Source organism: Nesterenkonia salmonea (genome assembly GCF_005771525.1).
GTDB classification, from domain to species: domain Bacteria; phylum Actinomycetota; class Actinomycetes; order Actinomycetales; family Micrococcaceae; genus Nesterenkonia; species Nesterenkonia salmonea.
This window is the reverse complement of the sequence record NZ_VAVZ01000022.1, coordinates 15,148-41,237: the sequence shown is the minus strand read 5'-3', so window position 1 is coordinate 41,237 and position 26,090 is coordinate 15,148. Positions and strand designations below refer to the sequence as shown.

Genomic DNA, 26,090 nt, shown 5'->3' with positions numbered 1-26,090 from the left:
CACCGTCGTCGCAGAGCACTGCTAGCGCGTAGAATCGCGGGGTCAGTGTTTTTCACCAACTGTAGGAGATTCGAAGACTCGTGTCCGAGCAGATCAGCATCACCCTCAACGGCGCACCCACGACCCTTGAGGCGGGCACCACAGGCACCACGTTCTTCGAAGACTCACCAACAGTTGTGGTGATGAGGGTCAACGGTGATCTTTGGGACCTCTCGCGCGAGATTCCCGCCGACGCGGACCTTCAGCCTGTCGACATCTCAGAAGAGGACGGGCTCAACGTTTTGAGACACTCGACCGCCCATGTCATGGCGCAGGCAGTGCAGCAGCTCTTCCCCGGTTCCAAACTGGGAATTGGTCCCTACATCACTGATGGTTTCTACTTCGACTTCGATGTGGAGAACCCCTTCACGCCGGACGATCTGAAGAAGATCGAAAAGTCGATGCAAAAAATCATTAACCAGACGCAGACTTTCGAGCGTGAAGTCGTCACTCTTGAAGAAGCCAAAGCTCGGATGTCCGACGAGCCGTACAAACTGGAACTGCTTGGCGTGCGCAATGAGGCTGAGCAAGCCGCAGAAGGCGCCGCCATGGAAGTTGGTGGCGACACCATCACCCTGTACCACAACGTCGACCGGCGCGGAGAGCGAGTGTGGAGCGACCTCTGCCGGGGCCCCCACCTGCCGCATACCAAGCTGATAGCCAATGCCTACTCTGTGATGCGTGCAGCCGGCGCCTACTGGCGCGGCAAGGAAACCAACCCGCAGCTGCAGCGCCTCTACGGCACTGCTTGGGCCACTAAGGACGACCTCAAAGCCTACAAGGAACGGCTCGCTGAAGCTGAGCGGCGCGATCACCGCCGGCTCGGCAAAGAGCTGGACCTCTTCAGCTTCCCCGAAGACATTGGTTCGGGCCTGTCCGTATGGCATCCCAATGGCGGCATTCTGCGCGGAGAGATGGAGCAGCACGCCCGACGCCGCCACCTTGCCGCCGGATACAGTTACGTCTACACCCCCCACATCACCAAGCGAGACCTCTTCGAGCGCTCCGGCCACATTCCCACCTACGAGGAAGACATTTGGCCGCCCATCAAGATGGACGAAGAGCGCGACGAGGCCGGCAATGTGACCAAACAGGGCCAGGAATACTTCCTGAAGCCCATGAACTGTCCCATGCACATCCTCATCTACAAGGAACGCGGCCGCAGCTACCGTGACCTGCCGATGAAGCTTGCCGAGAACGGGACCGTGTACCGCAACGAACGTTCCGGCGCCTTGCACGGATTGACAAGGGTTCGCGGCTTCACCCAAGACGACGCCCACCTCTTTGTGACCGCTGACCAGCTAGAGGATGAAATCCAAGGCGTTGTGGAGTTCGTGATTTCTCTGCTGCGCGACTTCGGGTTGGAGAACTTTGAGCTCGAACTGTCCATGAAGGATGAGGAGAAGTCCAAGTGGATCGGTTCAGAGGAGCACTGGGAGGCTGCGACGAACGCGCTACGCAATGTTGGTCGGAACTCGGGCCTGAAGCTTACCGAGATCCCAGGTGAGGCGGCGTTCTACGGGCCGAAGATCGACCTCAAGGTCACCGACGCCATCGGTCGCAAGTGGCAGTTATCGACTGTTCAGGTCGACCTGAACCTTCCTGAGAGGTTCGAAATGGAATACACCGCCGCAGATGGCACCAGGCAGCGACCGATCATGATCCACCGGGCACTGTTCGGCTCCATCGAACGTTTCGCGGCCATCCTCCTAGAGCACTATGCCGGAGCGTTCCCCGCGTGGCTTTCCCCTGTTCAGGTCCGCGGGGTTCCCGTGGCAGAACCCTTCAATGACTACCTCGCCGATGTGGTGGAGCAACTGAAGAATCGCGGGGTGCGCGCCGAGCTGGACGACAGCACTGAACGTTTCCCCAAGAAGATCCGTACAGCGTCCAAGGACAAGGTACCGTTCGTGCTGATTGCCGGCGGAGACGATGTCGAGGTTCATGCGGTGTCCTTCCGGTTCCGTGACGGCAGCCAGGAGAACCAAGTCCCGATCGATGAGGCGGTTGAGCGCATTGTGCAGGCGATCGAGAGCCGGGAAGCCTGAAGCGGCGTGACAGAGCCCCAGTACCAGGACCAATCAGAACTGGCCGGGGTGCCTGACGCTTTCCAACGTTTGTGGAACCCTCACCGGGCTGCCTACCAGACGCGAGGTCAGGACCAAGTCACCGATGAGGGCAACTGCCCCTTCTGCCAAGGGCCCCGGCGCAGCGACGAGCAGTCCCTGATTGTTCACCGAGGGGTGACCTGCTTCGTACTGCTCAACCTCTATCCGTACAACCCAGGGCATCTGCTGGTCTGTCCCTACCGGCATGTACCGGACCTCACTGATCTGACAGAAGAGGAAGCCGTCGAGTTCATCACCCTGGCGCAGACAGCGATGAGCGTGCTTCGCCAAGTCGCGCAGCCGGCAGGTTTTAACCTGGGGATCAACCAGGGCAAGGTGGGAGGCGCGGGCATCGCCGCCCACCTACACCAGCACGTTGTTCCGCGCTGGGGCGGGGACACGAACTTCTTGCCCATCGTGGCCCAGACCAAAAACCTCTCCGCGACCCTGGGAGAGACTCGAAGCCTGGTGGCTGAAGCATGGTCGGAGGGAGCTGGCGCCTGATGCTCCGGTACTTGCGAACGTTCTTCTCCACCGTCTTCACCCCCTTGGCCCGGCTTCTGCTCAGGTTGGGCCTGACGCCGAATGCCGTGACAGTGATCGGAACAGCCGGTGTGAGCTTGGGAGCCCTGATCTTCTATCCCCTCGGCCAGCTCTTCTGGGGAACCGTCGTCATCACGCTCTTCGTGTTCAGCGACCTCGTTGACGGCCTCATGGCGCGGCTCGGGGATAAGAAGAGCGAAATCGGCGGATTCCTGGACTCCGTCTTTGACAGAATCCAAGACAGCGCCGTCTTCCTGGGACTCATGCTGTGGTTTTTCGGCACCGGTGACGACTACTGGATCGGGGTGTCCGCCAGCGTCTGCCTCATCCTCGGACTGCTGGTGTCCTACATTCGGGCCCGAGCTGAGTCTCTCGGATACGACGCGAACACCGGAATCGCAGAACGGCCTGAGCGTATGGTGCTGACTCTGGTCTTCACCGGATTCATCGGTCTCGGTGTTCCGCAAACAGCACTGCTGGTGGTGCTGACTCTTCTCGCGGCGGCGTCGCTCATCACCGTCATCCAGCGAATCGCCACGGTCATCCGTCAAGCCCGCTAAGCGCCCGCGGTGGTCATCGGCTTCCCGGTCTCCAGCAGCGTCTTCAGGCTCGAGAGGTCCCATGGCCACCCGCCGCCGCCGTTTTCGGCATCTCCGTTGCCGGCCACGTCCTTTGCGGTCTGTGGTGATTGCGGAAGCTCGTGCGTCAGGGTGACTCGGGTGAGGCCCGAGGGTCCTTCAACGATCTCGTACGTCAGCCGGCTCGGCGGCTCATCATGCCAGACTGCAGACCAATCCAAGACCAGCTTATTCGGCGGGTCAGCCTCCACCACAGTGCCGGTCACAGCCACATCTCCCATGCCCATTTTCTTCATCACATCAGTCGTCAGATGGCGAAAAGCGCCTCCGGGTACGAGATCCATCTCGATGTCTCCCCCGTATCCATACCGGTTGCTGTACTCGGAGGACGTCAGCGCCGCCCAGACTTTCTCCGCAGGGGCATCGATATAGATGCCGTGAACCTGAGTGGTCAGATCATTCATGGTGATTCTCCGCTTTCTGCTTCAGAACAGTGAGTGCCCGCACCTGAGGCTCGGTGTACTTGTCGATCCACCTGTCGTAGAGGACACGAATAGGTACGGGATTGAGGTAGTGCAGCTTCTGCCGCCCTTGTTTGCGGACGATCACGAGATCAGCGGCTTCCAGCACCTTCAGATGCTTCGAAACACCAAAACGTGACATATCCGTGTGGCCGGCGACGATCTCCTCCAGGGCGCCCAGAGACTGTCCGCCCTGCTCATGCAGTGCATCCAGCATTAGACGACGGGTGCCGTCTGCGAGAGCTTTGAAGACGAGGTCATGATCGGTCACACACATCACAATAGGTGACCAATTGGTCACATGTCAAAGGATGGGTGACGCGAATTGACTCAGTGCCAGTCTGGCTTTTTTGGGGAGTTTCATTGGCTCGACGGCATAACCTCCGGAACCAGAGTCCGCAGGAGCGGTTCGGAGTTCGGGTCCCGTCCCAGGACCGCGCGGAAGGATTCCAACGGATCGCGTGTGTTGCCGCGAGAGAGCAGTTCTCGGCGGAAATGGGCGCCTCGCTCGGCGAGGGCGTCCTCGTCGGTGAGAACCTCGCGGAACCACTCGTTGGAGTCTTCTGCCAGGACCTCGGCCCACAAATACGAGTAGTAGCCGGCTGCATAGCCGGCGCTTGCGAAGATGTGTTTGAAGCATCCGCCGTGATACCGCGGAGGGACCAGGGGTAGGTCGAGCCCCCAGTCAGCCATCACGCGTTCTTCGAACCCTTGTGGGTCTTGGGCAGCACCCTCAGCCTCATCGGGGGAGAGCGTATGCCACGCAATGTCGATCACAACAGCGGCCACATGCTCGGCAGTAGAGGTGCCCTTGCCCCAAAGCTGTTCCTCGGAGGGCACTGCCCCGGCCGGAACTGGGTCTCGAAACAACTCTTGAAAGACCTCATTGACCTGCGAGGGAAATTCCACATTGTCCCTGGGGACAGCTGTTCCGGACAGCTGGGGGAACTCCGCTTCAGCCAGCAGGGCGTGCAGGGCGTGGCCAAACTCATGAAAGAGTGTGCGCTGCTCGCCCTTGGTCAGTACTGTCTGCTCACCCTCAGCAGGTGGGGAGACGTTCATATTGTTGGTCACGACAGCCTTCGAGCCCATAAGCGACGACGGAACAGAGAATCCGTTCATCCAAGCGCCGCCCGATTTGGTGGACCGAGTGTAGACATCCAATAGGAAAAGCCCCAGCCCAGAACCTGGCGTTAAGGCTTCGCCATCGAAAACCTCGAAGCTGCGGGCACCCGAAACATATCCGGGCAGGTCGTGCCTTTCCACCACAGTGATGCCGTAGGTTCGGCGAGCTGCGTTGAAAAGCCGGTCGAGCGCTTCATCAAGGGGAAGGTCAGCAGACGGTTCGTCTGTGCGCTGAGATCGACGGACCTGTTCAAGCCCAAACGTCACATCCCAGGGCTCGGGGTCATGCCCCATATGTTCTGCGATGCGCTGCGCTTCCTTCTGGGCGCGGACTGCCGCCCCGGCAGCGATCTGGCGCAACATCGACTCCACCGCATCACGACTCGGCGCGGTACGCAGAGGCAGGACAGATTCCATAAAATTCTCATACCCCAACAATCCTGCCTTCTTGGCACGCAGCACCGCGATGTGAGCACCGATCTGGCGGGTGGTTCTGCCGTCCTCACCTGCTAGCGAACCGCGACACACGGATGCTTGATGAACCTTCCTCCGTGTTTCGCGATGCGTCAGAGAGGCTAAGAGTGGCTGTTGAGCCGGCATGGTGAGGTTCAGCAGATAGCCGGACTCATGACCCGCCTGTTGGGCCGCGGCGCGCGCCGCGGATATATTGCTTTCACTGAGTCCGGTGAGTTCCCGAGCTGATTCGATCAGCACCGCAGACTCGGCAGCCTCACGGACTTGGAGGCGTGAATATGCGGTTTCCTCCTGAGCTAACTGCTGGTTGATACCTTTCAGCTCCTGCTGATCGGCATCGTTGAGATCCGCGCCAGCCACCTTCGCTGTCAGAATGAGTTGACGCAGGAACCACCTCTGCTCATCCGTTGAGTCCTCCTGCCCGGAGTCGATGCGTTCTCGGAGCTGCTTAAAACGAGCAAAGAGCCCAGGATGTAACGTGATCCAGTCTGCGTGAGCGGCGAGCTCTGGGGCCGCCTCTGCTCGGACCTGCTGCCGTGACTCGGTGCCGTCAGCAGTTGTCACAACCCCAAAGGCGCGCTGGAGCCGGTCCAGCTCCCGGCCGGACAGCGCGAAGGCGCGCAACACATTGTCAACGGTCGCCGGTTGGGTCGTGGCGGCGATCTCCTCGACTCGAAGGCGTTGAGCTTCCACAGCGGCTTTGCGGGCCGGCGCCCAGGCGTCGTCGTCCACCGTGGTCATATCCGGATAGTCGTAATCCAGCGTGCGCGTCCAAGGTGTCTCTGCCACAGCATCTCCTTTGTTACGAGTAGTCTGGAAATCAGACTACCGAAACGTTGCCTGTTGCAACCAAAATGCACAAGGAGAACTATGGCCGGTCACTCCAAATGGGCCAATACCAAACACCGCAAAGCCGCAGTAGATGCCAAGCGCGCCAAGATCAATGGCAGGTACATCAAACACATCGAAGTGGCAGCCCGCAACGGTGGCCCCGATGTCGAGGGAAATCCAGCGCTTGCACTGGCTGTCCAAAAGGCAAAAAAAGAGTCGGTGCCAAATGACAACATCGACCGGGCGATCAAGCGTGGCGCTGGGCTGACAGGCGATGCCGTTGAGTATGAGGAAATTACCTACGAGGTACGCGGTCCGGCAGGATCTGCGCTTCTGGTGGAATGCCTCACCGACAATCGCAACCGTGCGGCCGCGGAGGTGCGCACCGCAGTCACTCGCTCCGGAGGCACGGTTGCAGACCCCGGCTCGGTGGCCTATATGTTCCAACGCAAGGGCGTCGTCACGGTTCCTACTGCAGAGGGTCTGACTGAGGATGACCTCCTCGCGGCCGTTCTGGAGGCCGGAGTGGAAGAGGTCCTTCAACATGAGGAGCACTTTGAGGTGCACGCTGAGCCCAGTGATCTTCAAGATGTCGTCAAGGGCCTTGACGACGCAGGCATTCAGTATGACTCCGATGACGTTGCTTTCGTCTCAGAGATGAAGATCGACCTTGAGCTCGACGATGCAAAGAAATTCATTCGGCTCCACGACGCATTGGATGACCTCGACGATGTTCAGAGCATCCATACCAACGCTGACCTCAGCTCCGAGACTCTCGCGGCTCTTGAGGCAGAGAGCTAGGGGCTGAGTTATCGCAGTCCGACGCGTCGCCTCCACCGCTGGGACATCCCATGTGGCGCAGCGGATCATGGGCGTTGACCCGGGGCTGACCCGCTGCGGGTTTGCTGTGGTCGAGATGCAGCCGAACCGTTCAGGGGAGTCGTTGCATGTGGAGGTCAAAGGGACCAGCAGCGCCGAGGATTTGGCAGTGCGGATTCTGGAGATCCAACGTGCAGCAGAAGCTCTGCTGGACCGATTCGCTCCGGACGTTCTCGCCATTGAGCGGGTCTTCTCCTCGTCGAACGCACCGACGGCGATCGCCACAGCTCAGGCCTCCGGTGTGGTGATCGCTGCCGCGGCTGCACGGGGTATCCCTGTTGCTTGGCATACACCATCCGAGGTCAAAGCTGCAGTCACCTCCGACGGCCGCGCCGAAAAAGGGGCAGTAGCCAGGATGGTGCAGAAGATCCTCGGCCTGCCGGGGTTGCCGAAGCCCGTGGATGCGACCGATGCCTACGCTGTGGCCATATGCCACGGATGGCGTTCTGGGGTGGGGGCGAAGTACAGCATGACCGCCACAACCCAGACCCACCAAGGATCACGAACTGCGCTCCAGAAAGCGGCGGAAAACACTGCAGGGGGACTGACTGCGGCGCAACGTGCCTGGCAGGAGGCCGAGCGGCGCGCCACGCGGCGCTGATTCACCCTCGATGGGCGGCGAACCGCTACGCTAGTCGAAGATACGTTCTATTCCGCTGCGTCCGATTCACATGAGGTGACCGATGATCTCCAGTATCCGTGGTGAGGTGCTCCATGTGGGGCTTGACCGAACAGTCGTGGAGGTCTCAGGCTTTGGGCTGACCGTTCACGCTACCCCCCAGACTCTCGGCGGTCTGGGCACCGGCCAGCAGGCTTTCCTGTTCACCAACTTCGTGCCTAGGCAGGACGATGCTCCATTGCTGTTCGGTTTCGCTGATTCGGATGAACGCGAGATTTTCACCACACTGCTCGGCATTTCCGGCGTAGGACCCCGGTTGGCGCTGGCCGTGCTGAGTGTCCACACACCTCATGAGGTGCGTCTCGCGATCCGCGACTCCGACACATCCGCCTTCACGAAAGTGCCGGGCATCGGAAAGAAGACCGCCCAGCGCATCCTGCTGGAACTGGCAGGCAAGCTCATCATCGACCCAGAAGCGCCTGTGCAGGGGGAAAGACAGGCCGCCATTGCCTCGCCGGCTGACGCTACTAAGGCAGAAGTCCGGGCCGCACTGACCTCGCTGGGGTGGACCGAAAAGGATGCCACCAAGGCACTCGATGATGCGCTCTCAGCTGATCCGGAACTGATCGACTCAGGCACATCCGTCGTGCTGCGCACGGTACTGAGGTCTTTGGGCACGGCGAAGGTGAGTTCCGGATGAGCGTGACGCGAGGCCCAGAGTCAGAAACCACCACAGCGGCTGAGGAGGATTGTGAGCGGCACTGATCCACGGGAGCTGGTCGGAGCAGCCCCTGCTGTAGAAGAGAAGGCTCTCGAAGCAGCCCTGCGTCCCAAAGCTCTCGATGACTTTGTGGGACAGGCCACCGTCCGCACTCAGCTGTCTCTGGTTCTGCAATCATCACGTATGCGGAACACAGCGGCTGACCATGTGCTGCTTTCAGGTCCGCCGGGTCTGGGCAAAACTACGCTGGCCATGATTATCGCAGCTGAGATGCAGGCGGCTCTGCGCATCACATCGGGTCCCGCTATCCAGCATGCTGGTGATCTGGCAGCCATTCTGTCCTCGTTGACCGACGGTGAGGTGCTGTTCATCGATGAAATTCACAGAATGTCCAGGCCTGCCGAAGAGATGCTCTACATCGCCATGGAAGACTTCCGTGTGGACATCATCGTGGGAAAGGGAGCTGGCGCGACATCAATCCCACTCGAACTCTCTCCCTTCACACTTGTTGGCGCAACAACCCGGGCAGGTCTGCTCCCCGGACCTCTTCGGGACCGGTTCGGCTTCACCGGCCACCTGGAGTTCTACAGCCCGGAAGAGCTGCAGAAGGTGCTGCGCCGTTCCGCAGGAATGCTCGACATGAAGGTGACCTCCGAAGGATTCGTTGAGATCTCGTCCCGGTCGCGAGGCACACCTCGCATCGCCAACCGTCTTCTTCGGCGTGTTCGGGACTGGGCGCTGGTGCACGGCGTAGACCTCGTGGACTTGGAGGCAGCCTCCCGGGCCCTTGATACCTACGAGGTGGATTCACTTGGCCTGGACCGGCTGGACCGTGCCGTGCTGGAAGCCCTGTGTAAGAAGTTCCGTGGAGGGCCAGTCGGCCTGTCGACGCTTGCGATCCTAGTGGGAGAGGAGACAGAGACCGTGGAAACTGTCGCAGAGCCGTATCTGGTTCGCGAAGGCCTCCTAGCACGAACCCCACGAGGCCGCGTTGCGACCGAAGCTGCCTGGCACCACCTGGGACTCACGCCTCCGCCGCAGACTGATGAGAAGACTTCCCCGCTCTGGGATGAGTGAATGTCCAGCTTGTGCTGTTAGGGTAGCCGGTTGTGATTGACTCCCTGACACTGCACCTGTTCACCGTGGCCGCAAACGCCCCCGTCGCCGGCGGAGAAGCCGGTGAAACTGGCGGTAGCGCCATCTTCATGCTCCTGATGTTCGGCCTGCTGGCCCTGTTCATCTTCGCGACCTGGCGGCGTAGCCGAAAGATGCGTGAGGACGTCCGCAAAGCCAATGAGGGAGCCGTAGTCGGCGCTGAAGTAGTCACCGCAGGCGGCATCGTGGGCCGTGTGGTGAGCCGAGATGACGAACGTCAGCGCATCACACTGGAATTCTCCAATGGAGACCGCATCGACTTCCTCCTTCAGGCCGTCCAGCAGGTCGTCGAGCCTGTTCCCGGCCAGGAGTCTGACATTGATGCGCTGGATCAGGATCAGACCGATACTGACCCCACCGCGCCTGACAACTCCGATCCTCGGTAGCAGCACACCTTATGGCCGCATCCAAACCCGTGCGGAGGGCTCGGGCCGCACTCGTCGTTCTCTTTCTGCTGCTCATCGGCATGGGCGGCGGACTCGCTTATGGGGTCCAGCAGGGACAGGCCCAGTGGGCCCCGCTACTGGCCCTCGACTTGGAGGGCGGGACCCAAATGGTGCTCTCACCTCAGGTGGAAACCGGTGAGGAGATCGACGACGACCAGCTCGAGCAAGCCGTGGAGATCATCCGCCAACGCGTTGACGGCACAGGTGTGGCCGAGGCAGAAATCGCAGTCCAGGGCGCTGAGAACGTCGTTGTTGGTATGCCCGGGGTGCCCGATGAGGAGACCCGCGAGCTTATCCAGGCCAGTGCTGCTATGGAATTCAGGCCTCTGTTGGATGCCCGGTTCGACACAAGCTACGTCGAAGAGATGCGCATCGAAGAGCTCTCCGAGAACCCGGATCTGACAGATGAAGAGCGTGAAGAGATCCTCAGCCAGGTCGAGGCGCTGGAGGAGGATGAGGATTTCGCTGAAGACGAGCAGGCTCGGCCTGAAGACTTCGATGAGCCCAGTGCCGAGCCGGAGGACAACTCTGACCTGAACTGGATCACCCCCGAGCTCGCGGCTGAGTTTCAGAACTACGAATGCACGCGAGATCTGCCTCTTGCCGAGCGAGAAGCTCAGGAGCCTGATCAACCACTGATTACCTGCAACCCAGACACGGGCGAAGTGCTGCTGCTGGGTCCGGTTGACGTCGATGGTGACAATATAGACGACGCCAGCTGGGGCACCGAGTCTCGCCAAGACGGCACCCCCACGGGCGCCTATGAGACAGTCATCCACTTTGACGCCGACGGTACTGAACAGTTCCGGGAGTCCTCCACACGGCTCTTCGGCTATGAGCAGGGAAGCCCCCAGAACCGATTCGGCATTGTGCTGGACGGCCAGGTGGTGGTGGCCCCCAATATGATCAGCCCCATCACCGACGGAAATGCTCGAATCACGGGCGGTTACACCGACGAGGAAGCCCGAAACCTCGCTGAGCAGCTCCGCTACGGTTCACTGCCAATTTCGTTCCAAATTGAGTCTGAGCAGCAAATCTCCGCCACCCTCGGCTCCGAACAACTCCGCATGGGCCTTCTGGCCGGCATCATCGGTCTGATCCTCACGGCCGCCTACGCTGTTTATCAATACCGAACACTGGCCCTGGCGGTGACCATTCCCTCTCTCATTGTGGTGGGTCTCATCACGTGGTGGGCCATCTCGCTCCTTGGGTGGTCAGACGGATACCGACTCTCCCTGGCAGGTATCGCGGGGTTGATCCTCTCGATCGGTCTGACCGCGGACTCCTTTGTGGTGTACTTCGAGCGCGTCAAAGATGAACTGCGTGAGGGCAGGTCTCTCGCAGGAGCGGTCGAAGCGGGCTGGTCCCGAGCTCGTCGGACGATTCTTGCTTCTAAGGCTGTGAATATCATCGCCGCCGTGGTTCTCTACCTGGTGGCTGTAGGAAATGTGCGCGGTTTTGCATTCACCCTTGGGCTCACGGCACTGATCGATGTGATTCTCGTCTTCCTCTTCACACACCCGCTGATGCAGCTACTTGCCCGGCGCAAGTTCTTCGCCGCCGGTAAACGCTTCTCTGGACTGAGCGCAAGAGAGCTCGGCGTGGACGTTCTGTACAAGGGGGCCGGGCGTTTCGCACGCTCTCAGGTGGTCTACTCCGACCATGCTGCTGCCGCCGTCGTCGGCAGTGTAGGTGAATCCGATTCCGCTCCGCCCGGGGCCGCCGGAAATGATGCCCGGTCCGATTCAAGACGTGACGTTCCCGATATCCCCGACGAAGAGTGGGCAAGTATGACGATCGCTGAGCGGCGCAAAGCTCGAGAAGATCGCCGCCAAGCCCAAGAACGGTCACTGACGGAAGGGGCTGATCGCTGATGGCCGCCGGATTCGCCACAGCAGGCAACCAGCTCTACACCGGTGAACGGTCGTACCCGTTCGTGCAGCGCTCGAACCTGTGGTTCCTCATCGCCGCGCTGCTGGTGGCCATTGCCATCGCCGTCCCTTTCTTCCGCGGGGGATTCAACTTCGGAATCGAATTCACCGGAGGCAGTGAGTTCACAATCTCGCAGACAGAGAACACTGACATCGGGATTGGTGAAGACGCAGTCCAAGAGGCCTCAGGCCAGGACGCAGTGGTGACCCAGATCACTGATCAGACAATCCGTGTTCAGACCGAAGAGCTTGATGACGTCCAGACTCTAGAGGTCGGTCAAGCACTGCAGGACGGTTACGGAGTTGGCCCCGACCAGGTCTCCTCAACTTTCATTGGCCCGGTGTGGGGTGAGCATGTCTCCCAACAGATGATGATTGGCCTAGGCGTCTTCCTGCTGCTGGTCTCGGTCTATATGGCCCTGTACTTCCGAACGTGGAAGATGTCCGTGGCGGCCATTGCTGGTCTCGCGTTCGTTGTGGTGGTCACGGTCGGTATCTACGCAGCCACCGGTTTCGAGGTCACACCAAGTGCGATCATCGGTTTCCTGACCATCCTGTCCTACGCTCTCTACGACACCATGGTCGTCTTCGACAAGATACGCGAGAACGTGGGCCCGCTGCAGGATCAGAAGGACCAGACGTTCACGGAGCGGGTCAACCTGGCGATCAACCAAACACTGGTCAGATCGATCAACACCTCAGTGGTGGGTATCCTGCCGGTCGGCTCAATCCTCTTCATCGGTTCCTGGCTGCTCGGAGCCGGCACACTGAGGGACATTGCGCTTGCGCTGTTCACCGGCATCATTGTCGGCACCATTGCCACCATTTTTGTCCAGGCTCCGCTGTATGCCCGAATGCGGCGTGGTGACGCTGACGTCGTGGCCCATACAGACCTTGTCCTGAGCCTGCGCGAAGAGCGCGGTGTCGGTGTTGTCACGTACTCGGGTACTCCGCTGGACGAGGACGGAAGACCAGTCGCTTTTCCCCCGCTGCCCGAGGCGGATGAACCTGATGAAGCGGAGGATGTGGAGATCCTGGATTGGGACTTGGTCGTCAGTGGCGACACGCCGGAATCTTCAGGCGATGAACAGCGTTAGACTGACTCCACATTGCATGCCAATTGTCATGAGGGAGCAGGCACCACGAGCGTGAACAGTAACAGCGCACCGGCTACGGGGACGGCGGCCACAACCTCCGCACAGGACCCCACCACAGCAGCGGGTAGCCACACGGCACCCGTTCGCCGGTCGCGCGCTGTCGGATCACTGGCCCAGTCTGAGGACTCCCCGCTGTTGGAACCCCTGCTCAGGGCGGTAAGGGCAAACCGTTCAGAGAACGACTTCCCCCTGATTCGTCGGGCGTTCGCAGCCGCAGAGCACCACCACAGAGGTCAGAAGCGCAAATCGGGCGACCCCTACATCACCCATCCTGTGGCAGTAGCCACTATCCTTGCCGAACTAGGCCTCAACGGCTCCACCCTTGCTGCCGCTCTGCTTCACGACACCGTCGAGGACACCGACTACAGCCTGGAAGAGCTCACCCGGGAATTCGGTGAAGAGATCAGTCAACTGGTGGATGGGGTCACCAAGCTCGACAAACTGAAGTTCGGTGACGCCGCTCAGGCAGAAACTGTGCGCAAAATGGTCCTGGCCATGGCCAAGGACATACGGGTGCTGATGATCAAGCTCGCCGACCGGCTCCACAATGCACGAACCTGGCGCTATGTGCCGCCGGAGAAGAGTGCGCGCAAGGCAAAAGAGACCCTCGAGATCTTCTCCCCACTGGCCCACCGACTCGGCATGAACACCCTGAAGTGGGAGCTGGAGGATCTGTCCTTCGCGGCCCTCTACCCGAAAGTGTATGAGGAGATCGTCCGGCTAGTCGGTGATCGAACCCCTCAGAGGGAGAAGTTCCTCTCCCAAGTTCGCGAGACCATTGCCGATGACCTCAATGGGTCAAGTATTGCGGCGACCATCACGGGCCGACCCAAGCACTACTACTCGATATACCAAAAGATGATCGTCCGGGGTAAGGAATTCGACGACATCCACGACCTCATGGGCGTCAGAGTCCTCGTCGATTCCGTCCGGGACTGCTATGCCGCTCTGGGTGCGCTTCACGCCAGGTGGTCCCCACTGCCGGGCAGGTTCAAAGACTACATCGCCATGCCCAAGTTCAACATGTATCAGTCGCTCCACACCACGGTGCTGGGCCCGGCAGGTAAACCTGTAGAAGTGCAGATCCGCACTCATGAGATGCACAGGCGAGCCGAGTACGGCGTTGCGGCTCATTGGAAGTACAAGCAAGACCAGCGACCCAGCCAGGGAGCCAAACAGGACGACGCCGCCGTCTCGGCTTCCATGGCAAAGGGAGCCACCCAGCAGTCACAAGCGACCGAGGACATCGGCTGGCTGCGCTCCCTGGTGGACTGGCAGTCCGAAACCACCGATCCAGACGAATTCCTGGAATCGTTGCGAAACGAGATCAACACCCGAGAAGTGTTCGTCTACACCCCGAAGGGCGAGGTCATTTCGCTTCCGGCAGGGGCCACTCCGGTGGACTTCGCCTACGCGATCCATACTGACGTTGGACACAAGACCATTGGTGGCCGCGTTAACGGCAAACTGGTTCCCCTGAGCTCCGAGCTCAACCATGGTGACTGGGTCGAGATCTTCACCTCAAAGGCTGAGGGGGCAGGACCTTCAAATGACTGGCTGATGTTCGTGAAATCGGCCAGGGCTCGGAATAAGATCCGTCATTGGTTCTCGAAAGAACGCCGCGAAGAATCCATTGAGCGCGGCAAGGAAATGCTCACTAAGGCTACTCGGAAGTCAAACCTTCCCTTGCAGAAGGTCATGAATCCTGATGTGCTGCTGACAGTTGCTGAAGAGCTTCACTACACCGACATTTCCGGCCTCTACGCTGGAATCGGCGAAGAGCACGTGTCCATCCAAAACGTCCTTGATCATCTGAGCTCGCTGTTCGACACAGACGAGGAAGAGTCTGAGGAACATGACATCACGCCCATCACATCGCCCTCCACGCGGCCATCGGAGTATTCCGATGCCGGTGTGACGGTCAGAGGTGCTGGCAATGTGTTGGCCAAACTGGCGCGATGCTGCACCCCGGTTCCTCCAGATGACATCGAAGGATTCGTCACAAGGGGCCAGGGAGTCTCGGTGCACCGCGCCGACTGCCGAAACGTCAAACAGCTCAGGGAACAGCCCGGTCGTCTCGTCGAAGTTGATTGGGCGCCCACCAAATCCTCGGTCTTTTTGGTGGAGATCCAGGTGGAGGCTCTCGACCGTAAGTCCCTACTATCAGACGTGACCCGGACGCTGGCGGAGTCTCAGGTGAATATCCTCTCCGCGACCGTTCAAACTTCACGAGACAGGGTGGCCGTTTCGCGTTTCAGCTTCGAGATGGGCGATCCGCGCTACTTGAACCACGTGCTGAATTCGGTGCGGCGCATTGACGGGGTCTATGACGTCTACCGAACCGTCGGCAAACGGCGCGAAACGCACTGATCCGCTAACTGCCGGACTCTTTCTCTGCGGTGATGGTCCCAACTGGTGCGGGAGACGATCTGCATCACCAGATCCGCCAGCTCGTCAGCGCTGGAGCCGCTCTTCTGCATCAGCTGGGCAATGAGATGCCAGCGCTGATGCAGAATGCTCTCATCTTCGGCCCCAAGGGTGACGACGTCATCGTCTCTGCCCAGAAGAGGGTCCTGGGCTGCTGGCCATTGCTGGAGGATCCGCTCAGGGCGGGCTTTGACGTCCAATAGGGTGTCGACTGCTCGTCGTAGGTGGCGCACCCCGATCCCACAAAAGAGGTCTCCAGCGGTGCGGAGCGGCGTTGTGCAGTGCAGTGGACCGCAGACCTGTGTCTCATCCTCCGTGAGCGCAGCCCGATGTACCTGCACCCCGAATGGGGACGAATGGCACACACCACTTCGCCCGGCGATGACGGCGATCCGCTCTGGGGGAGAGGTGCCCAGGTGAACCCAGGCGGCGCTCTCACCGCAGAGCGTCGATGTATCGGCCAAGGAGGGGTTCAGCAGAGCTCGTGCTCCTGCGGCTCGCAGCGCGGGCGAGTCAGGGACAAAAACCTCTGCATACACATCGGCAATCAGGTGCCGCATGACTCCTTGGTGGGTCATCGTCTGCAATTCGCTAGAAGTAAAGGTGCCTCCGGGACGGTACAAGTGGTCCAGCACTTCTGAGGTTGCTTTCATAGTGCCAGCATGGCCTTCGCCCGGGCATGGCCACAAGGGCCTACGTGGAGCTGTGGATAACTGGGGTGCCGGGCTCTGTTCCCAAAGCGGCGCGCATGTCCAGGGCGTGCGTGAGAATCTCCACTGCCGCGGCCTGATCTATGCCTGAGCGTTGATGGCGTGCTTCGACGCCCGAAGCGCGCATCTTCTCTGAGGCGGAAACAGTGGAGAGGCGCTCGTCGATGAGTCTGACCTGCACTTCGGGCAGTTCTTCAGCACAGCTGACTGCCAGCGACTGGGCAAAGTCGCGTGCCTTCTGAGTGGAAGCGGTCTCCACGCCTGAGAGTGAGAGCGGAAGTCCCACATAGACCACCCTGCACCCACGGTCTTTGATGATGCGAGTGATCATCCGCAGGTCAGAGCCCTGGTTCTTGTCTCGGCGAAGTGTCATCACTGGAGTTGCCAGTAAGGCGTCCGGGTCTGAGGCCGCCAGTCCCACTCGAGTGTCACCGACATCAACGCCAAGGCGGACGCCTGCGCGTTCGGAGCTCATAGGAGGGCTTTCACCGGTTCTGAACGGAGGACAGTACGGAATCCAACGCGTCCGTGATCTTGGCTGGATCCTGTCCGCCGCCCTGGGCCAGGTCCGGTTTTCCACCTCCGCCACCGCCGAGCACGGCACAGGCCTGCTTAACCAAATCACCTGCAGACAGGCCCTCGCTGCGTGCGGCTTCCGTTGTGCCCACGACGATGACCGGTCGACCTTTGGCCTCACCTGCGACAGCCACCACTGCCGATTGTGCCCCGAAACGACCACGCAGGTCCATGGCGAGCTGCCGCAGGTCGTCACTGTCTGCTGACCCCGCATGATGGGTGAGCACTCGGACTCCACCGGCATCTACTGCTTGATCGAGGAGCTGTCCTGCCTGGTGGCGAAGCTGCTCGGATCGGAGCCGTTCAAGCTCTCGTTCGGCCTCCTTGAGCTTCTGAAGTGTGGAGGATATGCGATCCGGTACCTGATCGGCGGGGACTTTGAGCATTTCAGTCAGCTGGTTCACCAGGGTCCGTTCCGCTGCGAAGTGCTTGAATGCATCGAGCCCCACCAGGGCTTCAACACGACGGTTGCCGGAACCGACAGAGGCCTCCGAAAGCAGGGCGAGCGTGCCGATTTCGGCGGTTGATGTCACGTGAGTGCCGCCGCAAAGCTCGCGGGACCAGGGTCCATTGACCTCCACGACTCGGACCTCATCGCTGTACTTCTCACCGAAGAGCATCATGGCGCCCAGTGCTTTGGCCTCTTCCAGTGCCATCGTTTTGGTCTCCACGGCATGGTTATCCCTGATCGAGAGGTTCGATATTTCTTCCAACTCCTGGCGGGCGCCGGGGGAGAGGGCGTCATCGTGGGTGAAGTCGAAGCGCAGGTAGCCTTCCTTGTTGAAGGACCCAGCCTGGACGGCGTCGGGCCCTAGGACATCGTGAAGGGCCGCATGAACGATATGTGTGGCGGTATGGGCTTTCTGCGCGTCAAGCCTCCGCCTCACATCAATGGAGCTCAGCGCCCGTGCCCCTACTGACACTTCACCTTCGATGACTTTCGCTCGATGAACTGAAAGACCCTTGATGGGTGACTGAACGTCCTGGACGTCGATGACGAATCCGTCGCCGGTGATTCGACCGGTATCGGCTGCTTGGCCGCCAGCCTCAGCGTAGAAGGGCGTGGCATCCAGTACGAGTTCAATCTCTTGGCCGGCTGCTGCGCTTGACCGAGGCTGGCCAGCGGCGAGTATTCCGAGAACTTTGGCCTCTGTGGCATGCTCGGTGTACCCCGTGAAGTGCGTGGGTGAATCACCCAACAGCTGCCGGTAAACCTCAGTATCCGCATGTCCTGACTTCTTGGCCTTCGCATCAGCCTGAGCACGTTTGCGCTGCTCCGCCATCAGCTTGCGGAATGTCTCTTGATCTACCTGAACCTGCGCCTCCTCAGCCATTTCCAGGGTGAGGTCAATGGGGAAGCCGTAGGTGTCATGCAGAGCGAAAGCGTCATCACCGGCAAGAGGAGTCCCTGTTGATTTCGCGGCTGCCACAGCTGACTCCAGCCTTGCAGTGCCAGCACTGATCGTTCGCAGGAAAGCCTGCTCCTCTTTCACCGCAGTCGCATGGATGATGTCAAAACGTTCGGCGACCTCCGGATAGACGCCCTTCATGGCGTCTTTGGACATCGAGATGAGCTCACCGAATACTGGATTCTCGACACCCAGAAGGCGCATGCCGAGGATGACACGGCGGATGAGTCGGCGCAGGATATAGCCGCCACCCTCATTGGATGGTCGGACACCATCGGAGATGAGCATGAGTGCGCTTCTGGTATGGTCAGCGATCATTCGCAGCCGCACATCAGTTGCGTGGTTGGGATCGGCGGGATCTTCAGTGGATGTGTAAGTAACACCGGCCATCTGGGCAGCTCGGTCCAGCACGGGGCGGACCTGGTCAGTTTCGTACATGTTCTCGACGCCCTGAAGGATCATCGCGAGACGTTCGAGCCCGAGTCCGGTGTCGATGTTCTTGTTCTCCAGCGGCCCAGCTACCTCAAACTCGGATTTCGAGTGGACAGCTGAGAGACGGTACTGCATGAAGACCAGGTTCCAGATCTCCACATAGCGGTCCTCATCGGCGGCTGGCCCGCCTTCGGCGCCATACGCCGGGCCCCTGTCGTAGTAGATCTCTGAACAGGGTCCCCCAGGACCTGGTTGGCCGGTGGTCCAGTAATTGTCCTCTGGGCCGAACCGTTGGATGCGGTCCTCCGGCACACCTACTGTGTCTCGCCAGATCTGGAAGGCCTCGTCGTCGTGCTCGTAGACAGTGACCCATAGCCGCTCGGGATCCAAACCGAATCCGCGCAGACCCGTCTCCGGGTTGCCTGCTGCTGGGGTGGTGAGCAGTTCCCATGCCATGGGGATTGCCGTCTCTTTGAAGTAGTCGCCGAAACTGAAGTTGCCGCACATTTGGAAGAACGTTCCGTGGCGCGCCGTCTTGCCCACCTCTTCGATGTCCTCAGTCCGGATGCACTTCTGGACCGATACCGCTCGGGGGTAGGGAGGGGTCTCAGCACCGGTGAAGTAGGGAATGAACGGCACCATGCCTGCGATGGTGAACAGCAGGGAGGGTTCGGGGGACACCAGCGAGGCTGACGGCACGGGGGTGTGCTGCTTCGCGCTGAAGTAGTCGTACCAGGTGCGGGTGATGTCCTGCGACTTCATCGGTGGTTCTCTCCTGCGGGTCAGACTAAACGACGACGGGGTGCGCCAAGTGCGTTTGGCGCCCGGCTCAGTTTACGTGAGGTGGAGTACGCAGAAAGCCCGCCGCATCCACCGGGGGACACGACGGGCTCTGCGTTGGTTCTGTGGAGTGTGTAGATCCGCAGAGCAGATCACACCACGCTCCGTGGGCGCTTGGCCCCGAACCGGTCAGCGTGCGTAGTACTCGACGACCAGCTGCTCTTCGCAGGTGACCGGAACCTCGGCGCGCTCTGGTTTGCGGACGAGAGTTGCCTGCAGAGAATCCAGGTCCACCTTCAGGTAGCCCGGCACTGCCGGGAGAACTTCCTGGTGAGCGCCTGCGGCGGCGATCTGGAATGGCTCGAACTTCTCGCTGCGCTCGTGAACGTGCACCATCTGGCCGGGCTTGACGCGGAACGACGGACGGTCCACGCGCTTACCATTGACGAGAATATGGCGGTGCACCACGAACTGGCGCGCCTGGGCAATGGTGCGGGCGAACCCTGCACGCAGCACAAGGGCATCCAGGCGGGATTCCAAGAGCTCGATCAGGTTTTCACCGGTCAGGCCTTCACTCTGGCGCTTGGCTTCTTCGTAGTAACGAGTCAGCTGAGCCTCGCGAATACCGTACTGGGCGCGCAGCTTCTGCTTTTCACGCAGACGCACTGCGTAGTCAGAGTCGGTGCGACGCCGTGTACGGCCATGCTGGCCGGGGCCATAGGGGCGGCGGTCCAGGTACTTCTGGGCCTTGGGCGTCAGCGCAATGCCAAGGGCCCGGGAGGCCTTGACTGTGCGGCGCGCACGCAAAGGAGTTTTTGGCATAAAACGATGCTTCTTTCTGCTTTCGGCATGTGTATTTATTCTTTGTCATGGCAGTGGCATGACATGACCTGGCCTCCGAAGGAAAACTGAGGAGAGTCCGAGCTGCCGGGTGCTCGTGAACTACGGCGAATGTTTCACATTCGCCTGCCAGACAAACAGTGAGTCTATCAAAGATAGCGGAGCTGGTCGTCCAACCTGGGCGTGATGAGACAGTGTTAGCCGCGCAATGCCTTGCGATCAGGACGAGCGCGCCACGGGTCCACGCCCTTGGGAATTGGCGGTTTGCCAATGGGGAGAGTGGACAGTCGCCGCTCTACCTCGTGGACTTCATGCTTGTTCAGTGATTTGTCCAGCTTCTTGATGTGCTTGGTGAGCTTGGATAGCGGGACCTGGTCGTGTCCGCGTCCACTCTGAACAATATGCACGGGCACTTCATCTCTGAGGACCGGGCGGAGCCGCTTCTGGGCTTTGCTGGCCAACTTCTTAGCTCGCGCCGGCGGACCTTCGGTGACGAGCACGACGCCTGGTTTGCCGATTGCCCGGAACACCGCGTCTTGAGTCTTAGGGTCCATCTGAATGGGCTCTTCGGTGACAACCCATCCGCGGCGCAGCGTGTTGAGTGCTGCCGCCGCCGCACCGGGCCGTCCCTCGATGCGCGAGAAGGCGGCCTTCTCTGCGCGTCGATTCATGATGATCATCGCAGCCAGCAGTGCGAACGGCAGTGACACAATCAGAGACACAATCCAGTGGAACAGGAATTGTGTGACCACGAATGACACCGCGAAGGTGATGACGGCGGCAAGCAGCATCCACCACGCGATGTTTGGGTCGTAGGTGCGGGTCATATTGAAGACCTGCTTGATGCGGGAGAAGAAGCCTTCCCCTGAGGCCTTCTTGGCCTTCCGGGACGCTTTACGCTGCTTCTTCTCGGTCTTCTGCTGCTCGCGGAGCTTCTTCAGCTCAGCCTTGGCCTGCTGTTTGGAAATTCTGGAATCTGCCATGATACGTCCAGTCTACCGCAGGGGAGATCTGTATTCGCCGTGGTTCTCAGGGTCAATTCCGCCGGTGCCGGGGCGTGCTGATCACCGTGCAGCCGCGCTCTGTACCGTTAGAAACCGGCGGCGACCAGGGTCGCGGCCTCCTGTTTCGTCTGACCGGAAGGTTCGATGTGGGAGAGCTCTTCGGGAATTGGCCAGCCCTTTTTCTGCATGGCTTTTGCCCACAGGGAGCCTGCGCGATAGGAGGAACGAACCAGTGGGCCGGACATTACTCCGAGGAATCCGATCTCCTCAGCTTCTTGGGATATCTCCAAGAATTCTTGGGGTTTCACCCATCGATCCACGGGCAAGTGGCGCGGGGTTGGCCTCAAGTACTGTGTGATGGTGAGCAGGTCGCAGCCGGCGTCGTGCAGGTCCTGAAGTGCTTCTGATATTTCGTCGCGGGTTTCACCCATACCGAGGATGAGGTTGGACTTGGTGATCATGCCGTGGCTACGTCCCTGCGTCAGCACATCCATCGACCGCTCGTAACGGAAGGCCGGCCGAATGCGACGGAAAATACGCGGCACCGTTTCGACGTTGTGCGCGAAGACCTCAGGCTTAGCCTCGCAGATACCAGCGATGTTTTCGGGCCGGCCAGAAAAATCAGGAATGAGAATCTCAACTCCAGTACCTGGGTTGAGCTCGTGGATCTTTCGAATGGTCTCTGCGTAGAGCCAGACTCCCTCATCAGGGAGATCATCACGAGCAACACCGGTGACCGTGGCGTAGCGCAGCTGCATCTCACGGACTGACTCGGCAACTTGCAGCGGTTCTGACTCATCCAGGGCGGCAGGCCTGCCAGTATCGATCTCACAGAAGTCACACCGCCGGGTGCAGGCGGAACCGCCTATGAGGAATGTTGCCTCTCGGTCCTCCCAACATTCGAAGATATTGGGGCAGCCTGCTTCTTCACAGACCGTGTGGAGTCCCTTTCCGCCCACCCTTTTTTTCATATCAGCGAATTCAGGTCCCATCTTGACCTTGGTGCGCATCCATTCAGGTTTGCGTTCCACCGGCACGGCGGCATTCTTGGCCTCTACCCGGAGCATCCTGCGGCCCTCCGGGGCTATAGTTCCAGTTCCTGCAGCTGCTGGGGCGCATCCACTCACCGTGAGACCTCTTCCTTGAGCGTTGACTCTTTGCTGGCAGCGAGCAAGTCGGTGGCATCGGGACTGGCCGCATCTGCTCGTGATGAGACATAACGCGGCAGTACTGCCTGTAATTCCTCCGCGATTCGGGGGGCTATGTCGGCGGGAGTAATGGTCCGTCCGAGTTCGGCGCTGATTGTCGTCGTAGAAGCGTCGCTGATGCCGCAGGGGATGATATTCCCAAAGGGTGCCAGCTCATTAGAACAGTTCAGCGCGAAGCCGTGCATTGTCACTGAACGGTGCACCCGGATGCCTATTGCGGCAATTTTCCGGACATTGTGATTGTCCGTCAGCCAAACACCGGAGCGCCCTTCGACGCGCGTGGCGCTGATGCTGTAGTCCTCGGCCAAGATTTTGATGATCACATTCTCAAGGGTGCACACGTAGTCCTTTACTGAGCTTCGATCCTGCAGGTGCAGCAAGGGGTACCCCACCAGTTGACCGCGACCGTGCCAGGTGAGCTTTCCGCCGCGGTCAACGTCAATGACGGGTGTGCCGTCGGCGGGACGGTCTTGTGGCTCCGTGCGTTTGCCAGCTGTATACACATCCGCGTGCTCCAGAAGAAGAAGCGTGGAGTCGGATTCTCCGGCGAGGATCTGGGCATGGAGCCGGCGTTGGAGCTCCCAGGCTTGTGAGTAGTCGACGAGCTCTGGGTCGAACCCAAGGTACCGGGTATGCAAAACGGTCATCTCAATAGCGTAGCCTCTCGCTGCGAACATGACAGCCATGGGTCCTCAGATGCCACCTGTGGATAACTTCTGCACGCGATGAGGATTCAGTGCATGCTGACACTATGCATCAGGACGACGACGCTGCCTCGCGGCGAGAACTCTCGCTTGTGCCCCAACAACCGCCACATATCGAGGGTCTGGTTGTTGATCGACTCCTCGGAGTAGGGGGCCGCAGCTCAGTCTGGCTGGTGCACCGCAGAAACACGGGGCCTTCAACTGTTACGTGGGTCGGCGAAGATCCTCCGAGAACTCTTGCATTGAAAGTGCCCCTGAAGGTTGCCCGGAGCGCACCGCCGCTGCGTTCGGCGCAGCGTGAATTGGAAGCGATGCTTCCACTGATGCATGGGCATCTCGTTCGGCCCTGGGGAGTGGGGCGAACCTCAGCCGGCCAAGCGGGACTGCTGCTGCAGCCTTTCACCGCAGGGTCACTAGCCCAACTGCAACGGTCTGTGGGTGTGCTCAGCGCGGGGGAGTGTGTGACTGCTCTGAGCCCGGTCGCCCAGGCGCTGGCTCATCTTCACGAATCTGGCGCAGCCCATGGCGACGTCACTGCGGCCAATGTGCTGCTGACTCCAGAGGGTCGCCCGGCCTTGGGAGACCTCGGAGATTCCATACTCCTGGGTATGGACAGCGTTCACGGAACCCCTGAATCGGATGTGCAGTCTTTGGCTGCTGTGGCATGGCGTTGTCTCACGGGCAGGGAACCCGAGGATGCTGAGCGAAGGGCCCCACTGCAAAGTCTGGTCCCTGAAATATCTGATGAGCTCACAGAGCTCCTCGAAGCGGCCCTGAGCCCCTCTGCGTCCCAGCGACCGCTAGCCAGAGAGTTCGCGGCAGATCTCTACGAGTGTGCCACACCCTCACCGCTCAACATACTTTCGGCAGTGGATGATCACGCCCTGACCGAGGTGCCAACGGTACTTCCTGGGGCGAGGCTCAGCAGCCCAGAGCCCGGTGCCCTGAAGCGTATGGTTCGGCGTCTGCGCAAACATGTTTGGGGATCCCCCCGAAGGCGGATCCCCAAACATAGAGTCCTCAGTCGCAGAGCGTAGTGCTTGCTCAGGCTCCGGTTCTACAGGCCGAGCTGTGCCTCAAAGCTGCCTTCTTCCAGACGGCCCTTTAGGGTCTGCAGGAACCGGCCTGCGTCTGCCCCGTCGACAATTCTGTGATCGTAGGTCAGTGACAGATACATCATGTGGCGGATGCCGATGCTTTCCTGCCCGTCAGCGTCTGTGACGACCATGGGGCGTTTCACAATGGCACCTGGTCCGAGGATGGCGACCTGTGGCTGGTTGATGATCGGAGTATCGAACAGGGCGCCGAAGGAGCCGAGGTTCGTGATGGTGAAAGTGCCTCCGGAGAGCTCTTCCGGGCTGATTTTATTCTCGCGGGTCCGCTTGGCTACATCCGAGATCTTCTTGGCCATACCAGCGAGGGACAGGTCCCCTGCATCAGCAATCACCGGGACCATGAGTCCCTTTTCAGTGTCGACTGCGAAGCTCAGGTGCTCCGAATCGTGGTACGTGATCTGCTTCTGGTCCTGGTTGTATTCAGCGTTGAGCACCGGATGCTGCTTGAGGGCTTCGGTGACCGCTACCGCGATGAAGGCCAAGTAGGTGAGGTTCGCACCGTTCTGCTCTTTGAATGCGTTCTTCGCCTTGGCTCGCAGATTGACGATCCGAGTCATGTCGATTTCGTGGACCTGGGTCAGCTGTGCCGAAATGTCCAGTGACTCGTTCATGCGCTGGGCGATGACCTGGCGGATGCGCGGAGCTTTCTCCGTGGTGCCGCGCTTGGTGGTATCGACCTTTACTTCTGGAGTGTCCTTGGACGACTTCGCTGTGGCTTCGGCCGGAGCTTCTGATTTCTTCGCTTCTGCCGCGTCGAGGACGTCCTGTTTCCGAATCCGCCCGCCCACACCTGTGCCTTTGACGGTGGAGAGGTCTACGCCTTCGTTCTTTGCCAGACGACGCACTAGGGGAGTGACGTACCCTTCAGCTGAAGTGTCCTCTTCAGCCTCAGACTTCGGTTGAGCCGGCGATTCGGACTGTGGCTCGGCCTTGCCACTCTTCTCCTTGGGCTCCTGCTCCGAGGAAGTTTCAGTGCTCTGAGGCTCCTCAGGTTCGGGTTCGGGGTCTGAAGCTTCTGGCTCAGGTTCTGAGGCCTCCTCAGCCTCGGGTGTGGGCTCCTCTGATGTGGTGGAGCCTGCAGCGCCCGAACCGACTAGTGCCAACACAGCGCCGACTTCGACCGTTTCATCTTCCGAGACTTTCAGTTCTTGGACGGTGCCGGCGACCGGAGAGGGGACCTCAGTGTCCACCTTGTCGGTGGACACTTCCAAAAGTGGTTGGTCGACTTCGACCTCGTCGCCGACTTCGACCAGCCACCGCGTGACAGTTCCTTCGGTGACAGATTCGCCCAACGCAGGAAGAGTGACCTCCTGAGCTTCGCCTCCGGTGTCTTCAGCAGGGCTTACTTCCTCCGGAGTTGCCTCACCACCGGCGGACTCACCGGCTGCGGGAGTAGGGGCTTCTTCCTCAACGGCCTCCTGAGTCTCTTCGGGCTGCTCAGCCTCAGAAGCGGCCTCTTCCGCTGCGGCGTCGCCTTCGTCTGAATCTGTTCCACCCCCGCCGGAACCATCTCCGATCTTGATGAGCGGTGCGCCGACCTCAACGGTCTCGTCCTCGGCGACGAGCAACTCCTCGACGGTGCCGGCGACCGGTGAAGGGACCTCAGTGTCCACTTTGTCAGTGGAGACCTCCACGATCGGCTGGTCGACCTCTACCTCCTCTCCGACCTCAACGAGCCAACGGGTGACAGTGCCTTCGGTGACTGACTCACCTAGTGCGGGAAGATTGATGGTCTCAGACATAGGTCCGGCTCCTACT

General features: G+C 60.2%; 23 protein-coding genes. 12 read left to right on the top strand and 11 right to left on the bottom strand.

Annotation, left to right across the window (positions count from 1 at the left end; translation table 11 throughout):
• Nucleotides 1-80 precede the first annotated feature (80 nt).
• Genes thrS through pgsA form a run of 3 tightly spaced genes read left to right on the top strand, consistent with a single transcriptional unit; the run spans nucleotide 81 to nucleotide 3,250 of the window.
• Nucleotides 81-2,087, top strand: a complete 2,007-nt coding sequence (gene thrS / locus FEF26_RS08980) for a threonine--tRNA ligase (protein WP_138253201.1) — start codon at nucleotides 81-83, stop codon at nucleotides 2,085-2,087.
• A 6-nt stretch (nucleotides 2,088-2,093) separates the two neighbouring features.
• Nucleotides 2,094-2,651, top strand: coding sequence for an HIT family protein (locus FEF26_RS08975; RefSeq protein WP_138253200.1), 558 nt, complete (start codon nucleotides 2,094-2,096; stop codon nucleotides 2,649-2,651).
• Nucleotides 2,648-3,250 (top strand): phosphatidylinositol phosphate synthase, encoded by a 603-nt coding sequence (pgsA, locus tag FEF26_RS08970; RefSeq protein WP_138253217.1) that lies wholly within the window; start codon nucleotides 2,648-2,650, stop codon nucleotides 3,248-3,250. Before FEF26_RS08975 ends, pgsA begins: the two co-directional genes overlap by 4 nt.
• Here pgsA and FEF26_RS08965 read toward each other — a convergent pair.
• The 3 genes from FEF26_RS08965 to FEF26_RS08955 form a co-directional block, all read right to left on the bottom strand.
• Nucleotides 3,247-3,732 (bottom strand): SRPBCC domain-containing protein, encoded by a 486-nt coding sequence (locus FEF26_RS08965; protein ID WP_138253199.1) that lies wholly within the window; start codon nucleotides 3,730-3,732, stop codon nucleotides 3,247-3,249. The genes pgsA and FEF26_RS08965 overlap by 4 nt on opposite strands.
• Entirely contained in the window at nucleotides 3,725-4,066 is a 342-nt protein-coding gene (locus tag FEF26_RS08960; protein WP_208012881.1) for an ArsR/SmtB family transcription factor, read from the bottom strand. The genes FEF26_RS08965 and FEF26_RS08960 overlap by 8 nt, the downstream gene beginning before the upstream one ends.
• Before the next feature lie 83 nt (nucleotides 4,067-4,149).
• On the bottom strand, nucleotides 4,150-6,177 hold the full coding sequence (locus tag FEF26_RS08955) for a M3 family metallopeptidase (protein WP_138253197.1): 2,028 nt from the start codon (nucleotides 6,175-6,177) through the stop codon (nucleotides 4,150-4,152).
• Between the two features lie 81 nt (nucleotides 6,178-6,258).
• Here FEF26_RS08955 and FEF26_RS08950 point away from each other — a divergent pair, with 81 nt between their 5' ends.
• From FEF26_RS08950 to FEF26_RS08915, 8 genes are all read left to right on the top strand, one after another.
• Entirely contained in the window at nucleotides 6,259-7,020 is a 762-nt protein-coding gene (locus FEF26_RS08950) for a YebC/PmpR family DNA-binding transcriptional regulator (RefSeq protein ID WP_138253196.1), read from the top strand.
• A gap of 52 nt (nucleotides 7,021-7,072) precedes the next feature.
• The gene (ruvC, locus tag FEF26_RS08945) at nucleotides 7,073-7,699 is read left to right on the top strand and encodes a crossover junction endodeoxyribonuclease RuvC (RefSeq protein ID WP_341805145.1); all 627 of its coding nucleotides are present in this window, start codon (nucleotides 7,073-7,075) and stop codon (nucleotides 7,697-7,699) included.
• An 82-nt stretch (nucleotides 7,700-7,781) separates the two neighbouring features.
• Complete coding sequence (ruvA, locus tag FEF26_RS08940) at nucleotides 7,782-8,417, top strand: Holliday junction branch migration protein RuvA (protein ID WP_138253195.1); 636 nt, start codon at nucleotides 7,782-7,784, stop codon at nucleotides 8,415-8,417.
• 75 nt (nucleotides 8,418-8,492) lie between these two features.
• Complete coding sequence (ruvB, locus tag FEF26_RS08935; protein ID WP_138253215.1) at nucleotides 8,493-9,515, top strand: Holliday junction branch migration DNA helicase RuvB; 1,023 nt, start codon at nucleotides 8,493-8,495, stop codon at nucleotides 9,513-9,515.
• Nucleotides 9,516-9,547: 32 nt separating this feature from the next.
• Nucleotides 9,548-9,979 (top strand): preprotein translocase subunit YajC, encoded by a 432-nt coding sequence (yajC, locus tag FEF26_RS08930; RefSeq protein ID WP_138253194.1) that lies wholly within the window; start codon nucleotides 9,548-9,550, stop codon nucleotides 9,977-9,979.
• Between the two features lie 11 nt (nucleotides 9,980-9,990).
• Nucleotides 9,991-11,913, top strand: a complete 1,923-nt coding sequence (gene secD, locus FEF26_RS08925; RefSeq protein ID WP_138253193.1) for a protein translocase subunit SecD — start codon at nucleotides 9,991-9,993, stop codon at nucleotides 11,911-11,913.
• Complete coding sequence (secF, locus tag FEF26_RS08920) at nucleotides 11,913-13,067, top strand: protein translocase subunit SecF (protein WP_138253192.1); 1,155 nt, start codon at nucleotides 11,913-11,915, stop codon at nucleotides 13,065-13,067. The genes secD and secF overlap by 1 nt, the downstream gene beginning before the upstream one ends.
• A 51-nt stretch (nucleotides 13,068-13,118) precedes the next feature.
• Nucleotides 13,119-15,497 (top strand): RelA/SpoT family protein, encoded by a 2,379-nt coding sequence (locus FEF26_RS08915; RefSeq protein ID WP_138253191.1) that lies wholly within the window; start codon nucleotides 13,119-13,121, stop codon nucleotides 15,495-15,497.
• On the opposite strand, the gene FEF26_RS08910 is transcribed toward FEF26_RS08915, so the two are convergent.
• The 7 genes from FEF26_RS08910 to lipB all read right to left on the bottom strand — a co-directional run bounded on the left by FEF26_RS08910 (nucleotide 15,461) and on the right by lipB (nucleotide 23,160).
• Nucleotides 15,461-16,207, bottom strand: coding sequence for a hypothetical protein (locus FEF26_RS08910; protein WP_138253190.1), 747 nt, complete (start codon nucleotides 16,205-16,207; stop codon nucleotides 15,461-15,463). The genes FEF26_RS08915 and FEF26_RS08910 overlap by 37 nt on opposite strands.
• Nucleotides 16,208-16,247: 40 nt before the next feature.
• Complete coding sequence (gene ruvX, locus FEF26_RS08905; RefSeq protein ID WP_138253189.1) at nucleotides 16,248-16,739, bottom strand: Holliday junction resolvase RuvX; 492 nt, start codon at nucleotides 16,737-16,739, stop codon at nucleotides 16,248-16,250.
• Between the two features lie 10 nt (nucleotides 16,740-16,749).
• Entirely contained in the window at nucleotides 16,750-19,443 is a 2,694-nt protein-coding gene (alaS, locus tag FEF26_RS08900; RefSeq protein ID WP_138253188.1) for an alanine--tRNA ligase, read from the bottom strand.
• A gap of 207 nt (nucleotides 19,444-19,650) precedes the next feature.
• Nucleotides 19,651-20,283: a 30S ribosomal protein S4 gene (rpsD, locus tag FEF26_RS08895; protein WP_138253187.1), complete on the bottom strand. Its 633-nt coding sequence runs from the start codon at nucleotides 20,281-20,283 to the stop codon at nucleotides 19,651-19,653.
• Between the two features lie 215 nt (nucleotides 20,284-20,498).
• Nucleotides 20,499-21,284: a DUF4191 domain-containing protein gene (locus tag FEF26_RS08890; protein WP_138253186.1), complete on the bottom strand. Its 786-nt coding sequence runs from the start codon at nucleotides 21,282-21,284 to the stop codon at nucleotides 20,499-20,501.
• 107 nt (nucleotides 21,285-21,391) lie between these two features.
• Nucleotides 21,392-22,372 carry a lipoyl synthase gene (gene lipA, locus FEF26_RS08885; RefSeq protein WP_138253185.1) on the bottom strand — a complete coding sequence of 327 codons (981 nt, stop codon included), beginning with the start codon at nucleotides 22,370-22,372 and terminating at the stop codon, nucleotides 21,392-21,394.
• 56 nt (nucleotides 22,373-22,428) lie between these two features.
• The gene (gene lipB / locus FEF26_RS08880; RefSeq protein WP_138253184.1) at nucleotides 22,429-23,160 is read right to left on the bottom strand and encodes a lipoyl(octanoyl) transferase LipB; all 732 of its coding nucleotides are present in this window, start codon (nucleotides 23,158-23,160) and stop codon (nucleotides 22,429-22,431) included.
• Between the two features lie 89 nt (nucleotides 23,161-23,249).
• Here lipB and FEF26_RS08875 point away from each other — a divergent pair, with 89 nt between their 5' ends.
• Nucleotides 23,250-24,254 (top strand): protein kinase domain-containing protein, encoded by a 1,005-nt coding sequence (locus tag FEF26_RS08875; RefSeq protein ID WP_138253183.1) that lies wholly within the window; start codon nucleotides 23,250-23,252, stop codon nucleotides 24,252-24,254.
• 20 nt (nucleotides 24,255-24,274) lie between these two features.
• Here the strand turns inward: FEF26_RS08875 and sucB are convergent, their stop codons facing one another.
• Nucleotides 24,275-26,074, bottom strand: coding sequence for a 2-oxoglutarate dehydrogenase, E2 component, dihydrolipoamide succinyltransferase (sucB, locus tag FEF26_RS08870; RefSeq protein ID WP_138253182.1), 1,800 nt, complete (start codon nucleotides 26,072-26,074; stop codon nucleotides 24,275-24,277).
• Nucleotides 26,075-26,090: the final 16 nt, after the last annotated feature.

Excerpts from the sequence above, each read along its gene's own strand:
- ruvX (WP_138253189.1), bottom strand. The coding sequence starts at position 16,739 with ATGAGCTCCGAACGCGCAGGCGTCCGCCTTGGCGTTGATGTCGGTGAC.
- ruvA (WP_138253195.1), top strand. The coding sequence starts at position 7,782 with ATGATCTCCAGTATCCGTGGTGAGGTGCTCCATGTGGGGCTTGACCGA.
- lipB (WP_138253184.1), bottom strand. The coding sequence starts at position 23,160 with ATGACCGTTTTGCATACCCGGTACCTTGGGTTCGACCCAGAGCTCGTC.
- FEF26_RS08965 (WP_138253199.1), bottom strand. The coding sequence starts at position 3,732 with ATGAATGATCTGACCACTCAGGTTCACGGCATCTATATCGATGCCCCT.
- lipA (WP_138253185.1), bottom strand. The coding sequence starts at position 22,372 with ATGCTCCGGGTAGAGGCCAAGAATGCCGCCGTGCCGGTGGAACGCAAA.
- secD (WP_138253193.1), top strand. The coding sequence starts at position 9,991 with ATGGCCGCATCCAAACCCGTGCGGAGGGCTCGGGCCGCACTCGTCGTT.
- alaS (WP_138253188.1), bottom strand. The coding sequence starts at position 19,443 with ATGAAGTCGCAGGACATCACCCGCACCTGGTACGACTACTTCAGCGCG.
- FEF26_RS08950 (WP_138253196.1), top strand. The coding sequence starts at position 6,259 with ATGGCCGGTCACTCCAAATGGGCCAATACCAAACACCGCAAAGCCGCA.
- FEF26_RS08910 (WP_138253190.1), bottom strand. The coding sequence starts at position 16,207 with ATGAAAGCAACCTCAGAAGTGCTGGACCACTTGTACCGTCCCGGAGGC.
- FEF26_RS08960 (WP_208012881.1), bottom strand. The coding sequence starts at position 4,066 with ATGTGTGTGACCGATCATGACCTCGTCTTCAAAGCTCTCGCAGACGGC.
- secF (WP_138253192.1), top strand. The coding sequence starts at position 11,913 with ATGGCCGCCGGATTCGCCACAGCAGGCAACCAGCTCTACACCGGTGAA.
- sucB (WP_138253182.1), bottom strand. The coding sequence starts at position 26,074 with ATGTCTGAGACCATCAATCTTCCCGCACTAGGTGAGTCAGTCACCGAA.
- FEF26_RS08890 (WP_138253186.1), bottom strand. The coding sequence starts at position 21,284 with ATGGCAGATTCCAGAATTTCCAAACAGCAGGCCAAGGCTGAGCTGAAG.
- rpsD (WP_138253187.1), bottom strand. The coding sequence starts at position 20,283 with ATGCCAAAAACTCCTTTGCGTGCGCGCCGCACAGTCAAGGCCTCCCGG.